We start from the raw sequence: 15,084 nt of genomic DNA, 5'->3' as shown, positions 1-15,084 counted from the left end.
AACTCCTGACTCCTAACTCCTGACTCCTTCCCCCTACGATTGCTTATACAAAACTTGATTGCGATTAGCTGCACCAAAATTTGGTAAAGAATTATCTAATCGAGGTGTGACAGGATCGGGAGTGTCAGTAGATACTTCTAATTCTTTTTCTAAATTTTGGAGAAGTTTATCTTGTTGAACCCGAAAAGCTGACACACTGCCACCACGATTAATAATTGTAAACCAAACCAAACCGCGATCGCGTGTGGGGACAACTCCAGCCAAAGCACTCACATCATTGAGAGTACCAGTTTTCATTACCGTTGCTTTGGGCATATGTCGAGAATGGATTGTGCCTCTATGATCCAATCCAGAGGTAGGAAATAAATCAGCTAAAGTTAACTGATAAAAACTAGCTTCCCGTTGCAATGCCATAAACATAGCACAAACCCCCCTAGGAGAAATTCGATTTTCCTTCCCTAAACCAGAACCATTAATCAAGAGAATTTCTGACTTTGGGAATCTAGCCAGTTGGGATGCTGTGGTGCTAACTACATCTGCACCGCCCACAGAATCGGCTAACATTTCCGCAATATCGTTATTACTAAAAACATTCATTTCCTTAATGATTTTTTGCAAAGGTAAGGAAAAATGACGGATTAGTAAAGTCTGTCCAACTCTCGGCTGAGAGTCCGCCTTAATATTACCAGCAATAATCACTTGAGGTTTAGGTGTTCCCTTGGGCATAACTGAGTATTGGAAAACCACAGAACGAGACCAAGTTCGGTGATTTAGTGCTTGTTTGAGTAATTGACCGGCGAGTAGGGGATGACGTTGGAAATTCATCGCAAAGTTACCAGTAATTACCAAATTGCCCTTAACTTGCTTAATCCCCATTTTATTCAGAGTATTTCCCAGAGCGATCGCTTCCTCCCCCACAAACATAGGATCACCGCTACCAGTAATCACTAAATCACCCTGCACCACCCCATTTACTAACGGTCCAGTGCTACTAACTAAAGTTTCAAATTGGTGATTCGGACCCCAAGCTTTCAAAGCCACCAATGAAGTAGCAACCTTAGTTAAAGAAGCAGCGGGTAAAGGTATAGTACCTTGATGATTAGCCATCAGCATTGGTCCTGACTGCAACCAAATCCCCTGAGAAGAGATGAGATCTTTGTCAATTAATTTTGATGTAATTAACTCACTCAGATATTGGTGGACTGTAATAGCACCTGCTGGGCTTGGATCAGGGACAAGAATCAAATTAGAACTACCTTGCCAAGCCAAGACACTCAAGGCTTCTAACGGTTGAATCTGCGCCTTAGCCATTTCTAACCACATAGAAAACAAACCTGATCCTAATAATTCCAGCATATTCAAATTCCTTTATTCGTTAATTGGTAAGAGGTTGTTTGGAAAGTATTAGATGAAACCGATAATCTCCAAAAACCTAACCCCCCAGCCCCCTTCCCTGCCAGGGAATGGGGGTTTCAAAGCCTCTCCCCGCGTCGGGGAGAGGTTTGGAGAGGGGTTTGTTTATACATTAAAAACTTTTCAAACATCCTCTAAGAGTTTTCTTTAATTTCCTAAGCGTCAACTATATTGTGAGACTATTTTTAACTTTTAATTCCCTCTTTTCCTAGCAACTTACACCAATATACGAGCCTGATTATATTTATCAGTATTGAGTCATAATAAATTCAGAGGGAACAGAAAAACTCATGTTTGTAAACATGAGACGGCAATAATGACATTGTTTTTAGGGATACGCAACTTTTAAAAACATCTTTTTTTGATTGAAGCTCTAAAATCTGTTCCCTGTTCCCTGTTCCCTCTGAATTATGACAGGAGAATAATCAATTATTATTCCCATAGTGCAAGTTTTATGTATTAGTGTATTAGGAATAAAATATTTTGGCTAATTAATAATTGGTATAGGCTACTTCCTTTCTGGATGTGCCAATTCCTCTGGAGTGGGAACACCCACCTGATTAATTACCCCAATCATTTGATATAAACGCCCTAAATCTCGTTGATTAAAATTTAAAACTAACCGAGGTAAATTAGACGTTTCATCTTGTTCTTCCTGGGGTAATGCTTGACTTTTAACAATTTCACCTCTCAGCAAAATATCACTAAAATGAGTATTGAGTAATTCCACTTGAGCATCGGATAAATCTTCTTTTAAGCGAATCACCAATTGATCACCAACATAACGACTAGAATGATAAATTCGGTAAAATCCAGTAATGGCACTACAAGCAACTTCAAGATTATCCGTAATAGTGTACAAACTCTGATCATCTGGACTAACAAGCCCTGTTTTTACCAATTTCTCATCAATATATTGACTCCAAGAACGCCAATAATCACCCCCTGGCTGATCAATTAACACCAAAGGAACTGGACCAAATTTACCTGTTTGGGTCAATGTCATACATTCAAAAGCCTCATCTTGAGTGCCAAAACCACCGGGAAATAAAGCCACAGCATCACTTTCTTTGAGAAGAAATAATTTGCGAGTAAAAAAGTATTTAAAATCAATTAGTTTAGCATCACCTTCAATAATTGGGTTAGCTTGTTGCTCAAAAGGTAACTGAATATTTAAACCAAAAGAATTTTCCCTACCAGCACCTTCTTGACCAGCTTGCATAATCCCACCACCACCACCTGTCATAATCATAAATCCTAGTGCAGAAACAGCGCGACTAAATGCAACTGCCATTTGATATGCTGGTGTATGTGGTGCTAGGCGGGCGGAACCAAAAATAGTAATTTTCCGAACATGGCGGTAGTTATAAAACAACTGGAAACCACATTCCATATCTGCTAAGGCGGCAGATAATATTTTCCAGTCAAGACGTTCAATATCACTATCAGCAAGACGCAAAATTGTGGTGAGTGATTGCTGAATAAATTGCCTATGTTTTAGTGTCGGTAAACGGTCTATTAGTTCAGCAATATCCGCTTGGAGAGAATCCAATGAAGAAAAGGACGCTTCAGAAGTCATACTTACTGCCGCAATAATGGCATTATATTCTAACTCAAGTTACTAGTACAATGGGGCGTAACTCAACTAACAATAATTAAAAACCCCGAAAAGACTTAATATCATTTGCTTTTTGACTTTCGCCTTCCTGTACTAGTAACTGACGTTATTTTACATGATATTTCCCATATTGATGGTAATTATGACAATATAGGCTTCTCAGTAATTAATCTTTGGTTGACCAACAATTAGAACAAAAATGCCCGAAAGTGGTACTGACACCAGACTTTTTCTGTGACTTAAAAAAAGATAGGGGAAGCACCATTTTCGTTTTGTAATTGATCCTGTAAATGAATAACTTAAGCTAAGTTTATTGTTTATTCAGCTTAAAGATACTTTTCCAAAGTAGTAGATAAAGTGGTTTTAGGTACAGCACCCACCACCATATCTACTTTTTGTCCATCTTTGAAAATCATTAATGTAGGAATACTGCGAATACCGTACTGACTAGCAATCTGAGGATTTTCATCCGTGTTAACTTTGACAACCTTGAGTTGTTCTCCGTATTGAACAGCGATTTCTTCGACAACAGGAGCTACCATGCGGCACGGACCACACCAAGGAGCCCAAAAATCAACTAATACGGGAACTTCGCTGTCGAGGACTTCTTGCTTAAACGTATCATCTTTAACTTCTGCTGCTGCTGACATACCTAAAAACCCTCACATAAGATATTTCTGAGCCTGGTGAAAATTCTACCATAGCAAAAACGTCGTCTTAAAGGCAAAGGATGTATATTTCCAAGAAATTAGAAAATGAATGCTCAACATAAGGAACCGCCCGAACATTAGTCCGGGCGGAGTGTGGTGTGAGGAGTGAACGGAAACTTTTGTCTCCGCCATCTCTATTGTAGGCTAGATATGTGATTTTTCCAGTCATTCTCAAAGTTGTTGTCAGTTGTTCCTTGTCAGTTGTCAGGTATTAGCAGAAAACCCCAACCAATGACCAATGACCAATGACCCCTTGAGTTATTTACCCATACCTAACTGTTGGGCTTTTTGGTAAACCTTGCCTTCGGTGAGCAAAGAAGGAGCAATGACAACTTCAACCTGCTGCATTTCCTTAATGTTTTTAGCGCCTAAAGTTCCCATACTAGTCTTTAAAGCTCCTAAAAGATTATGAGTACCATCATCCAAACCAGCGGGTCCCCTGAGTATTTGTTCTAGAGTTCCAGTTGTACCCACGCGAATGCGGGTCCCGCGAGGTAAGACTGGGCTAGGAGTTGCCATACCCCAGTGATAACCGCGCCCAGGGGCTTCAGCGGCTCTGGCAAAGGGAGAACCAATCATGACACCATCTGCACCACAGGCGATACATTTACAGATGTCTCCACCGGTGATTAAACCACCGTCAGCGATGATGGGGATATATTTCCCGGTTTCCCGATAATAATCGTCTCTAGCGGCTGTACAATCAGCGATCGCAGTAGCTTGAGGTACGCCCACGCCCAACACTCCGCGAGAAGTACAAGCAGCACCAGGTCCAATACCTACCAATACCGCCGATGCCCCAGCTTTCATCAATTCCAAGGCAACTTGATATGTAACACAATTTCCTAATGCCACAGGGATGGGCATAGAACGGCAAAATTCCGCCAAATCAAGGGGGGTAATAGATTCTGGAGATAGGTGATCAGTAGAAACTACTGTAGCTTGGATAAAAAATAAATCTGCTCCTGCTTTACTTACGACTTCGCCATATTTGCTTGCACCTGCTGGAGTTGCGCTAACTGCCACAATGCCGCCTTGTTGTTTAATTTCCTGAATACGTTTTTCAATTAATTCCGGCTTTATTGGTTCAGCATATAGTTCTTGCATCAGGCTGACAAATTCATCTTTGCCGACGGAGGCAATCCGATCTAAAATCGGTTCGGGGTCAGTATAGCGAGTTTGGATACCCTCTAAATTAATTACTCCTAATGCCCCTAATTGGGACAAGCGAACAGCCATTTTCACATCAACCACACCATCCATTGCACTGGCAATAATGGGAATTTCTCGCTCAATATTGCCGATTTGCCACTTAGTATCAGCTAAACTCGGATCGAGAGTTCTGTTACCAGGGACTAAAGCAATTTCGTCAATTCCATAGGCTCGACGCGCCACTTTTCCCCGCCCAAGTTGAATTTCCACGCTTTAACTTTTCTCGAAACTGTTTAAGCTAGGGTATCAAATTGTGGTGATATTGGGAATTGGGGATAATTCAAAATTTTTGATTTTTCAGCGGATGTTGGAAAAAATTGGATACTTCTATCAGCAGGAATATAACCGTGACTTTATTTCACAAGCATACTAAATTATTAATAATGTCCGCTTTGCTGGGATTAATAGCTTTCCCAAGCACAGTGACACCAGCTACAGCCCAAACGGTTGAGAATACAGACAAAAATCCCAGTCTGAATCAACCTAAATCTACCCCCACCTATCCAGCCGCACCACCACCAGAACGAATTAAACCCTTACCCAATGAGAGACAATTGCAACAGGGAGAAACACCTGTAGATTATCGCATTAGTAACTTATTGGGAGATTTCACTGGTAATCTGTGGGTAGGTTCGTGGCGTGGATTATCACGCATTAATCCCAATACAGGCAGGGTTATTTCCCGTGTGAGTTTACCAAATATTGCGATTAGTGCTTTAGTCCAAGATAAGGTAGGGCGTTTGTGGGTGGGAAATAATCAAGGGTTAACGAGAGTAGACCCCCAAACCAGTCAAATTACAGCCCAGAATTTATTATTACCCTCTAAACGAGTATTATCACTGTTACTTGACAAACGCGGCTATTTATGGGTGGGAACTGATGCTGGGTTAACTTTGGTTAGTCCCGACCAAGGTTTAATTATGACGACGGTTAAAAATATGCCCGGTGTCAGTGTTAATGCGATGACTTTAGATGCTGACGGTCAGTTGTGGGTGGGGACGCTAGATGGAATTGTTAAGGTGAATACTTCCAGTGCTTTACTGATGAAGAGAATCCAAAATCTACCGGGGGGAACTGTCCAAACTTTGGCTATTAGTCCCCAGGGGTTAATTTGGGCGGGTATGCCAAATCAATTGTTGGTGATTAACCCCAAAAATGGTATTGTGTTACGGTCTGTGACTCCTTTGCGTGGACGCAACGTGACATCGGTGAGGTTTGCCAAGGATGGTAGTGTGTGGGTGGGTACTAATAATGGTTTGCTGCGATTAAATCCATATACAGGGGCAGTATTAGACCAAGTTACGGGACTGCCTTCTAGTCGAGTTTTGACTTTGGCTCCGGATATTGGTAATAAGTTATGGGTGGGAACAACGGAGGGTTTAGCTTGGTTAATGCCTTCGGTGGGTACGGCTCAACCTCATTTTGGTTTTGGTCGGTATGTGAAATAGGAGTCACCGAGTCAGGAGGAAGAATTAGAAGAAGATAAGAATAGTCTCGAATCTGAGAGGTTGTTTGAAAAGTATTAGATGAAACCGAGAATCTCCGAAACCTAACCCCCCTTCCCCCCTTCCCTACAAGGGAATGGGGGTTTCAAAGCCTCTCCCCGCGTCGGGGAGAGGTTTGGAGAGGGGTTTATTGATACATTAAAAACGTTTCAAACATCCTCTGAGAAGGTGATAGCTAACCAAAATGTGTGAAGAAAAGTAAAATCCCCCAAGACCTCTTGACTTTTGCCTCTTGCATGATTGCCTCTTGCCTTACCATACCATAACGACAATTTTTAACGCCCACCTACTTACTTAATTGACAATTATCAGTTGACAATTAACAATTGACAATTATCAATGATCAATTCTTTATGGCAGTTACTACCCAACAATTAACTCAATGGAAACAACAGGGACGGGCGATTGTTGCGTTAACTGCCTGGGATTATGCGATCGCTCAACTTTTGGATCTAGCTGGTGTAGACTTGATCCTAGTTGGTGATTCTCTTGCCGTTGTCCTGGGTTATGAAACTACTTTACCAATAACTTTGGATGAAATGATCCATCATGCTAAAGCTGTGCGGCGTGGGGTCAAAAACGCTCTAGTTGTGGTGGATTTACCATTTTTGACCTATCAGGAAAGTATTTCCCAAGCTATGCACTCCGCCGGTAGGGTGTTGAAGGAAACGGGGGCGCAAGCGGTAAAATTAGAAGGTGGTTATCCCGCAATGGTGGAAACTATTACCCGGTTGGTGCAGTCGGGAATTCCCGTTATGGGTCATGTGGGTTTAACACCTCAATCAATTCATCAATTAGGGTTACGACAACAGGGAAAAACCCAGGAAGCAGGAGAGAGAATTTTCAATGAAGCGATCGCTCTCGAACAAGCTGGGGTTTTTGCGATAGTATTAGAACATATTCCCACAAAACTAGCACTGCAAATTACTCAACAACTCCGTATTCCTACTATTGGCATCGGTGCAGGATCTAGCTGTGATGGTCAAGTATTGGTAACTTCTGACATTCTCGGACTTTCGGAAAAACAACCACCATTTGCTAAGGTTTATACAAATTTGCGAGAAACAATTACCAAAGCGGTACAAGATTACGCTGTGGAAGTGCGCGAAGGACAGTTTCCTAAATGAATTTGTTTCACGCAGAGGCGCAGAGGCGCAGAGAGTAAGAGTTTGAAATCACTTATACTCCTAATAGACTCTTTTTGGCTTCTCTAAGGTAATCCGTTCCTGAATAGCTTCTTCTGCTAATCGAACATTTTCTTCTATTGGTATACCTTCTGCTGTCACCATTGGCGCATACCATGTAGCTTCCGAGTCAGGAGTACGACGACTCACTAGAATATTCAAAGCCTCCCAATCCTTGGGATGTTTACGTACATAGTCTTTCAACTCAGACCTCGACATTTGAACAAAATTAGGTTTCATCATTAAACCTCCAATTTCCTTCAGGGAAGATTAAAATTTCCATTTCATCGCCTGCAAGAATGTATACATATCGCTCAATTTCATCAAATCGAACTAGGTGGATGTCTAGAAGGCGGTTAGACAGCATTTCACAAACCCTCAGACAGGTTAGGGCTTGTACAGCAGTAGGATTATAAATGGTAGTTTCCTCAATTGTGACATAAATAATCTTAAAACGAATGTCGCAATTTTCGATTACAAGTCATTTCCAACGGCTGTTGTCCCTAATCCCCAATTCCCGAATTAAACCAATTTCAAATCAGGATATTCCGCAAACAAATCATCTGATGTCAGTGTATCTCCTTCTGCTTGGGGAGTCCACAAAACTTCAATTGCTAACAGTTGTTCACTGGGAAGACTACCAATTTGACGTAAAGCTTGACGCAAATCATCAGCATTATTAATAGCCGGAATTTCACATTTACCCAAAGTCGCTGCTAATAAGGTGACAATAATATATTCTCCTGGTCCTTCGCTAATCAAGCGGGTAGGGTTATCCACTTCACCAGCTAAAGCTTCCCGACTAGCAACAGCCTTGAGTTGATTATTGACATTAGAGAGAGTTTCTTCGCTAAACTTACTGCGTTCGGCTAAAGATAGACGATTAAATTGAGATTCTGCGGAATTTAGTTTTGCTTGTTGAGTTCCACCACCCGCATATACCCAGTATTCAGGGTGACGCAATAAAGCCAAACTAGCTTCTTGTAAAACTTCAGTTCTTCCTTCTGGGCTATTGGTATCAGCGGTTTCCGCAATGCGATTTAGTTCAGGTTGTAAATCTCTGGCTTGGGCTAATAAACCAACTTGTAACCGGGTGACAGACACCGAGGGATTGCTGCTATAGCTGACTTCTTCGGTTTCTCCACTGGTAACACGGCGAAAGGTTTGGACTAAAAAATTCGCCATTGCAAAAAAGATTAAAATCCCAAACAACCCACCAAAACCGCCGCCAAAACCCCATAAGGGTAAAAGAAACGGAAAGCCAAAACCACCACCATAAGGGGCATAGTAGCCGCCATTACCGGGCATACTTGTCCGGGGTGCATAAGTGCGGCTAGAAGGCATTCTAAAAGAACCACCACCAATTCTGCCACCACTACGGGCTGCTAAGGCATCATTAGCATGACTGAAAGCTAAGGTTAGCACTAAGCTAAAGATAAAGACGGTTTTCAATAGGGGTTTGAGGAATCCTTGTATTTTTTTACTCATAACACATTTATGGCGACAACTGTATTTTTATGATCACTTCCCCGGTTTTGAAGAAGACACTATCTCTAATCTACCGCCTCTTTTCTTGGTTAGGGTGGAAATAGGGAGAGATTTCTGGCGTTGATAACCGTACAAGGAAATATCTTGAGAATCAAAAAACTTTAGAATCAATTAATAATTTCTCATTCTCAGTGATGCCAAACTGATGTAATGATTAAATTCCAAAAGCCGTAGGGGTTTCCCCGCCCTCAATTGTATTGTTTTAGTTTCTTATCTGTTCCCTGTTCCCTTTTTTGTAATTTGGATAATTTATTGATATAGAGTAAATCACAAATTATTGAATTATTCAAATATCATAACCCATGATGTAATCATCCAGTACAAAGCCACTTCCAAAATCTATTACCTGACTATCAATAATTTTAAATCCAAATCTGGAATAGGCTTTAATGCCTTTTTCATTTCTTTTATTGACATTGAGGATTATTTGTTTGAGGTTCATTGTTTGGGCTTTTTGGCAAACATGAAATAACATCTTTTGACCATAGCCAAAACCATGTAATGATGGTAACAAGTAACATTTGTGTAATTTTAAATAACTGATATTGTTCAGCGTTTCTGAACTATAAGATAAATAACCAACCAATTCAGAATTATGTAAAACTTGATCATAAAATATGCCTTGGTGATAAATTTCATCTTCAATTACTCCTATTCCATACATTTTATTGAGCATATATTCAATTTGTGCATGGCTGAGAATTGTCGGATAATGGCTATACCAAATCTCTCGACTGATTTTTCTGAGTTCTCCCAAATCTGTATCTAATAACTGAGTAATGGTAATTGATGAGTTATTCATAGAGAGAATTATATTCTAATGAAAATTAAATGTGATGATTCTCAAATTAATTTACCATTTAATTGAGATTATATAGGAATAATATTGGATTTTAGAAATATACCCAGGGTGCTACTATTTAGAAAACAAGATAAAAAGCAGCTATGGCAATGAATGATACATTTGACACCCTAAATCAATCCTTATCTATCCCCAAGGTCAAGATTTTGACGATGTTTCGGCTAGGATTGTTTCAAATGGGGTTGAGTATGATGTCTATCTTGACTCTGGGAGTGCTTAACCGGGTCATGATTCAGGAAATCGCAATTCCGGCAACTATAGGTAGTTTAGTATTAGCCATCCCCTATTTTATCGCACCGACCAGGATTTTATTTGGGCAAATGTCCGACGCTAAACCCTTATTAGGTTATCATCGCACGGCTTATGTATGGGGAGGAGCAGGAATATTTGCGATCGCAGCATTTTTAGCGGTACAAGTAATGTGGCAGTTAAATGCCGCTAATATTGGTGATACCTGGACATGGACTACCCAAACCATCGGTTGGACAGCAGTTTTAGGGTTAGTGTTCGCAATTTACGGTTTAGCAATTTGTGCCAGTGGTACAGCATTTGCAGCTTTATTAGTGGATATTTCCGAAGAAGACAACCGTTCCCAAGTTGTGGGTATTGTTTGGTCAATGTTAATGGTAGGGATTATAGTGGGAGCAATCATCAGTTCCAGCCTATTAAAACAATTAGATGCAAACGCACCTCTAGAAACTTTACAAGCGGCAATTAATCGTCTATTTATAATAGTTCCCAGCATCGTTTTTAGTTTAGCAATTGTGGCCACTGTAGGGGTTGAAAACAAATATTCCCGTTTCTTGAATCGTGCCAATAAAGGAAATCGGGAAGATGGTATAACCTTAAAAGGTGCTTGGAAAATTTTAACAGCTAGTCCCCAAACAGGCTTATTTTTCGCATTTTTATTAGTGATGACTATCAGCTTGTTTATGCAAGATCCCATTTTAGAACCCTATGCAGGGCAAGTATTTAAAATGCCCTTAGCAGAAAGTACCAAACTCAACGTTTTTTACGGTACAGGGATATTAATTTCCTATGGAATCACAGGTTTTTTCATTGTTCCCCGTTTAGGTAAAAAAAAGACCATAAAGTTAGGTTGTATCTTAGTAGCAGTTGCCGCTTTATTAATAGGTTTTTCGGGATTTTCCGCAAATCCATCTCTCCTCAAATCAACTTTAGTTTTATTTGGTTTATCTACTGGTTTTGTCACCACCGCAGCCGTTACTTTAATGTTAGACTTAACAATTGCTGAAGCCGCAGGTACATTTATTGGTGCTTGGGGACTTGCCCAGTCTTTATCTAGAGGCATTGCTACGGTAATTGGTGGTACTGTTTTAGATTTAGGACGCAAGTTTTTACCCGATGATTTAGTCTTAGCTTATGGCATGGTATTTCTATTAGAAGCTGTGGGAATGTTGATATCAATTTGGTTTTTGAATCGAGTCAATGTTACAGAATTTCAAACTAACACAAAACAAGTTTTAGCCTCTGTTCTCGAAAGTGACTTAGATAATTAACAACCAACAACTAACAACTAACAAATAAAACATAACCAGGGATACATTCTATGAGTTACTACATTGCGCCTAGTTTTCTTGATAAACTTGCAGTTCATATCACCAAAAACTTCTTAAATATTCCTGGAATTCGCGTTCCTCTAATTTTAGGTATTCATGGACGCAAAGGTGAGGGAAAAACTTTTCAATGCGAATTAGTCTTTGAAAAAATGGGTATCGAAGTCACCTTAATATCTGGAGGAGAATTAGAAAGTCCAGACGCGGGAGATCCTGCACGGTTAATTCGATTACGTTATCGGGAAACAGCAGAATTAATCAAAGTGCGGGGGAAAATGTGCGTACTGATGATTAATGATTTAGATGCCGGTGCGGGACGTTTTGACGAAGGAACTCAATATACAGTAAATACTCAGTTGGTAAATGCCACACTGATGAATATTGCTGATAATCCCACAGATGTGCAGCTACCGGGAAGTTATGATTCCAATCCTTTATGTCGTGTCCCCATTATTGTTACCGGCAATGATTTTTCTACTCTCTATGCACCATTAATTCGTGATGGGAGAATGGATAAATTTTATTGGGAACCAAACCGTGATGATAAAATAGGAATTGTGGGGGGAATTTTTGCACCTGATGGACTTTCAGACCGAGAAATTACCCAATTAGTTGATACTTTTCCCCATCAATCTATTGACTTTTTTAGTGCTTTGCGTTCTCGGATTTATGATGAACAAATTCGTAGTTTTATCCATCAAATTGGGTTTGAAAATGTCTCTTTACGAGTTGTTAATAGTTTGGAGGGTCCACCAGCATTTAAAAAGCCAGATTTTACTCTCTCTCATTTAATTGAGTCTGGCAAATTTATGGTGAGTGAACAAAAACGGGTAGAAACTTCTCATTTAGTAGATGAATATAATCGTTTAAATCGCGGTAAAGCTTCTCAAGCAAGTTTAGCTGTTGTCGAAAGTCCAGTTAGCAAACCTACGGTTAATCAACCTACTCATCTAAGTTTAGAAACTCAAGAACAAGTTCGCCAAATTTTATCTCAAGGTTGTAAAATTGGCATTGAACACGTTGATGAAAGACGGTTTCGGACAGGTTCTTGGCAAAGTTGTGGTTCTTTTAATATTGATGCCCATTCCGATGCTATTTCTACTTTAGAATCTTGTTTATCTGAATATAGCGGTGAATATGTGCGTTTGGTAGGAATTGACCCACAAGCAAAACGACGGGTAGTAGAGACAATTATTCAGCGTCCCAATGACCCAAAATAATCAACAATGGATTGATAAAGTCAATCTAAGTAGGTTAGCATTGAAAATCGTCCTTATGGCAAGGCAAGAGGCAATAGTGAAGAGGGTTTGGGGAATTTTACTTTTCTTTACACAGATTGGTTTTATTGTGTTCACCCACCACCCACTTATTCAAAACTACTCCTGGTATTGGTCAAGTTATTTCTACTACTTTAGTTTCTGACTTACCAGAATTAGGTCATTTTTCCTAGACTTCAACTTTTTATTTGACCATCGCTTGACAATCAAGACAGTCGCTACAATGAATTAAGGAATCAAAACTGATAACTCAAAAGTTGAACCTCCGTTTTTTCTGGTAAACTCTTAGAGTTAATTAATACAGAATCATTGTTACTGCGGCGGACATTAATATTCGCACTCTGCATCAAATTCAGAAAATCATCTACTGGAGTAATGTCACACTTGCCACTTTCAGCCGCTTGAGTCCGATAATGGGTAGGAATAACTAACTTAGGATTTAAGATATCAATTGCCTGTTTTGCTTCTTGATGATTATAAGCTTTATCACTGCCGCCAACAGGAATAAATAATACATCAGGACGACCCATGAGAATTTTTTGTTCTAAGGTAATCGGTGCAGCAGCACCCCCTAAATGTAACAGATTAATTCCGCCTTGGTTCAATTTCCAGGCTATATTTTTCCCAAATTGTTTTCCACCCTTACGATCATGATCTGTGGTAATTCCCTGAAATTTAACGCCCCGAAACTCATAGACACCTGGCTGATAAACTAATTTGGGATTTCCCAATATTTTATCTATTGCCCCTTCATCTAATAATTGACTACTAATTAATACCAAATCTGATGGAACTTTTGGAGGACGATATTTAGCCGTACAGCCCAAATTGTTAAAGGGATTGATCAGAATTTTGATACCATTACCGATCAATAAAAAGCAAGTATGGCCTAACCACTGAATTGATACCCCACTAGATTGGGCATTTGCTGGAACTCGATCATCTAAATTGGTAACTATAGCCGTTACTAAACCTACTCCAGCATAGCCTATCAATTGTCGTCGTTTCATAAGAACACTCGCTTTACAAAGTTCGCAAAAAATTTCTCAGTAATTCCTTACCCAAAGCAGTTAGGACACTCTCTGGATGAAATTGGACTCCTTGAATGTGAGGATATTGCCGATGTCTCACGCCCATAATTGTGCCATCTTCTACCCAAGCTGTAATTTCCAATACTTCCGGGCAAGTTTCCCGTTCAATAACTAAACTATGATATCTGGTAGCGGTGAAAGGATTTTCTAAACCTTGAAAAATTCCTCTGCCTGTGTGCGAGACCTGAGAGGTTTTTCCGTGCATCAATTCTGGGGCGGAGACAATTTTACCACCGAAAACCTGACCAATACTTTGATGTCCTAGGCACACGCCTAAAATCGGTAGTTTATCTCCTAATTGGGCGATCGCACCCAGGGAAACTCCCGCATCATCTGGACGACCAGGACCTGGGGAAATTACCACTGCGTCAGGGTTTAATGCCCTAATTTCATCTATAGTAATCTTATCGTTTCGTACCACTTGCAGGTCATTAGCAACTGGGAAATCTACTGCTAATTCTCCCAAGTATTGTACCAAATTATATGTAAAACTATCGTAATTATCAATGACTAATATCACAATTTTTACCTGATTTTATTTAAAAATATCCAAGATGTTCCCTGAAAACGTCTCTACTGTTCACAATCTACCATTTAGAAAGTAGATAGAATTAATGTTGCTAAAGGAGGCAATATTAATGTAGAAGCAACCAATAAGGCTACTAAGGCAGAAACAAGTACAGCACCGGCAGCACAGTCTTTAGCAACTTTTGCCAACTCATGATAAGACTGTTTGACCGTTAAATCTACAATTGACTCAATGGCAGTGTTCACTAACTCTAGGGTTAAAACTAAACCGCTGGTTACAGAAATTATGGATACTTCCACTGTTTTTAACTGTAAAAATACACTTAGTCCAATAGCCAAGGCGCATACAGCCACATGAATCCGAAAATTCCTTTGAGTCTGAAAAGCGTAGGTAATTCCAGCCCAAGCATACTTAAAACTAACAAATAGATTAGAGGCAATCTGCCAGGAAAGTTCCCTATCTTTGGACACAAGCGTTGGTAAGCTATTATTTGTTGGTGATGACGAAACTTCTGGGGACATAGAGAGAAGAATGTGGGGGATGTGGGGGAGGTAGGGG

14 protein-coding genes are annotated in these 15,084 nt (G+C 40.0%); 4 read left to right on the top strand and 10 right to left on the bottom strand.

The window, feature by feature from the left end:
• Positions 1-33 precede the first annotated feature (33 nt).
• The 4 genes from IQ226_RS14540 to IQ226_RS14525 form a co-directional block, all read right to left on the bottom strand.
• Entirely contained in the window at positions 34-1,356 is a 1,323-nt protein-coding gene (locus IQ226_RS14540; RefSeq protein ID WP_193896451.1) for a D-alanyl-D-alanine carboxypeptidase, read from the bottom strand.
• 565 nt (positions 1,357-1,921) lie between these two features.
• On the bottom strand, positions 1,922-2,992 hold the full coding sequence (locus tag IQ226_RS14535; RefSeq protein WP_193896449.1) for an LOG family protein: 1,071 nt from the start codon (positions 2,990-2,992) through the stop codon (positions 1,922-1,924).
• A 365-nt stretch (positions 2,993-3,357) separates the two neighbouring features.
• On the bottom strand, positions 3,358-3,681 hold the full coding sequence (trxA, locus tag IQ226_RS14530; RefSeq protein ID WP_193896447.1) for a thioredoxin: 324 nt from the start codon (positions 3,679-3,681) through the stop codon (positions 3,358-3,360).
• Positions 3,682-3,999: 318 nt separating this feature from the next.
• Positions 4,000-5,163 carry a GuaB3 family IMP dehydrogenase-related protein gene (locus IQ226_RS14525; protein ID WP_193896445.1) on the bottom strand — a complete coding sequence of 388 codons (1,164 nt, stop codon included), beginning with the start codon at positions 5,161-5,163 and terminating at the stop codon, positions 4,000-4,002.
• Between the two features lie 173 nt (positions 5,164-5,336).
• On the opposite strand from IQ226_RS14525, the gene IQ226_RS14520 reads away from it, so the two are divergent.
• A complete protein-coding gene (locus IQ226_RS14520) occupies positions 5,337-6,401 on the top strand; it encodes a two-component regulator propeller domain-containing protein (RefSeq protein WP_193896498.1) in 1,065 nt (354 codons plus the stop codon).
• 410 nt (positions 6,402-6,811) lie between these two features.
• Positions 6,812-7,585 (top strand): 3-methyl-2-oxobutanoate hydroxymethyltransferase, encoded by a 774-nt coding sequence (panB, locus tag IQ226_RS14515; RefSeq protein WP_193896443.1) that lies wholly within the window; start codon positions 6,812-6,814, stop codon positions 7,583-7,585.
• A gap of 60 nt (positions 7,586-7,645) precedes the next feature.
• Here the strand turns inward: panB and IQ226_RS14510 are convergent, their stop codons facing one another.
• The 3 genes from IQ226_RS14510 to IQ226_RS14500 all read right to left on the bottom strand — a co-directional run bounded on the left by IQ226_RS14510 (position 7,646) and on the right by IQ226_RS14500 (position 9,992).
• A complete protein-coding gene (locus tag IQ226_RS14510) occupies positions 7,646-7,885 on the bottom strand; it encodes a hypothetical protein (protein ID WP_228039451.1) in 240 nt (79 codons plus the stop codon).
• Positions 7,886-8,164: 279 nt separating this feature from the next.
• Positions 8,165-9,130 (bottom strand): DUF1517 domain-containing protein, encoded by a 966-nt coding sequence (locus IQ226_RS14505; protein WP_193896441.1) that lies wholly within the window; start codon positions 9,128-9,130, stop codon positions 8,165-8,167.
• A gap of 346 nt (positions 9,131-9,476) precedes the next feature.
• Positions 9,477-9,992, bottom strand: coding sequence for a GNAT family N-acetyltransferase (locus IQ226_RS14500; RefSeq protein ID WP_193896439.1), 516 nt, complete (start codon positions 9,990-9,992; stop codon positions 9,477-9,479).
• 143 nt (positions 9,993-10,135) lie between these two features.
• Here IQ226_RS14500 and IQ226_RS14495 point away from each other — a divergent pair, with 143 nt between their 5' ends.
• Together IQ226_RS14495 and IQ226_RS14490 are read left to right on the top strand one after the other, a co-directional pair.
• Positions 10,136-11,572: a BCD family MFS transporter gene (locus tag IQ226_RS14495; RefSeq protein WP_193896437.1), complete on the top strand. Its 1,437-nt coding sequence runs from the start codon at positions 10,136-10,138 to the stop codon at positions 11,570-11,572.
• A gap of 50 nt (positions 11,573-11,622) precedes the next feature.
• Positions 11,623-12,849: a ribulose bisphosphate carboxylase small subunit gene (locus IQ226_RS14490; protein ID WP_193896435.1), complete on the top strand. Its 1,227-nt coding sequence runs from the start codon at positions 11,623-11,625 to the stop codon at positions 12,847-12,849.
• A gap of 293 nt (positions 12,850-13,142) precedes the next feature.
• Here IQ226_RS14490 and IQ226_RS14485 read toward each other — a convergent pair whose 3' ends face one another.
• The 3 genes from IQ226_RS14485 to IQ226_RS14475 all read right to left on the bottom strand — a co-directional run bounded on the left by IQ226_RS14485 (position 13,143) and on the right by IQ226_RS14475 (position 15,047).
• Positions 13,143-13,916: an MBL fold metallo-hydrolase gene (locus IQ226_RS14485; protein WP_193896433.1), complete on the bottom strand. Its 774-nt coding sequence runs from the start codon at positions 13,914-13,916 to the stop codon at positions 13,143-13,145.
• 13 nt (positions 13,917-13,929) lie between these two features.
• The gene (locus IQ226_RS14480; protein ID WP_193896431.1) at positions 13,930-14,517 is read right to left on the bottom strand and encodes an aminodeoxychorismate/anthranilate synthase component II; all 588 of its coding nucleotides are present in this window, start codon (positions 14,515-14,517) and stop codon (positions 13,930-13,932) included.
• Between the two features lie 74 nt (positions 14,518-14,591).
• Entirely contained in the window at positions 14,592-15,047 is a 456-nt protein-coding gene (locus IQ226_RS14475; RefSeq protein ID WP_193896494.1) for a diacylglycerol kinase family protein, read from the bottom strand.
• Between the last annotated feature and the right edge of the window lie 37 nt (positions 15,048-15,084).

This window comes from Dolichospermum sp. LEGE 00240, assembly GCF_015207875.1.
Lineage (GTDB): Bacteria > Cyanobacteriota > Cyanobacteriia > Cyanobacteriales > Nostocaceae > Dolichospermum > Dolichospermum gracile.
This window is presented reverse-complemented; position numbering and strand designations above follow the sequence as displayed.

Coding starts and splice junctions, on each gene's coding strand:
- IQ226_RS14490 (WP_193896435.1), top strand. CDS start 11,623: ATGAGTTACTACATTGCGCCTAGTTTTCTTGATAAACTTGCAGTTCAT.
- IQ226_RS14485 (WP_193896433.1), bottom strand. CDS start 13,916: ATGAAACGACGACAATTGATAGGCTATGCTGGAGTAGGTTTAGTAACG.
- IQ226_RS14540 (WP_193896451.1), bottom strand. CDS start 1,356: ATGCTGGAATTATTAGGATCAGGTTTGTTTTCTATGTGGTTAGAAATG.
- panB (WP_193896443.1), top strand. CDS start 6,812: ATGGCAGTTACTACCCAACAATTAACTCAATGGAAACAACAGGGACGG.
- IQ226_RS14535 (WP_193896449.1), bottom strand. CDS start 2,992: ATGACTTCTGAAGCGTCCTTTTCTTCATTGGATTCTCTCCAAGCGGAT.
- IQ226_RS14500 (WP_193896439.1), bottom strand. CDS start 9,992: ATGAATAACTCATCAATTACCATTACTCAGTTATTAGATACAGATTTG.
- IQ226_RS14475 (WP_193896494.1), bottom strand. CDS start 15,047: ATGTCCCCAGAAGTTTCGTCATCACCAACAAATAATAGCTTACCAACG.
- IQ226_RS14505 (WP_193896441.1), bottom strand. CDS start 9,130: ATGAGTAAAAAAATACAAGGATTCCTCAAACCCCTATTGAAAACCGTC.
- trxA (WP_193896447.1), bottom strand. CDS start 3,681: ATGTCAGCAGCAGCAGAAGTTAAAGATGATACGTTTAAGCAAGAAGTC.
- IQ226_RS14510 (WP_228039451.1), bottom strand. CDS start 7,885: ATGATGAAACCTAATTTTGTTCAAATGTCGAGGTCTGAGTTGAAAGAC.
- IQ226_RS14495 (WP_193896437.1), top strand. CDS start 10,136: ATGGCAATGAATGATACATTTGACACCCTAAATCAATCCTTATCTATC.
- IQ226_RS14520 (WP_193896498.1), top strand. CDS start 5,337: ATGTCCGCTTTGCTGGGATTAATAGCTTTCCCAAGCACAGTGACACCA.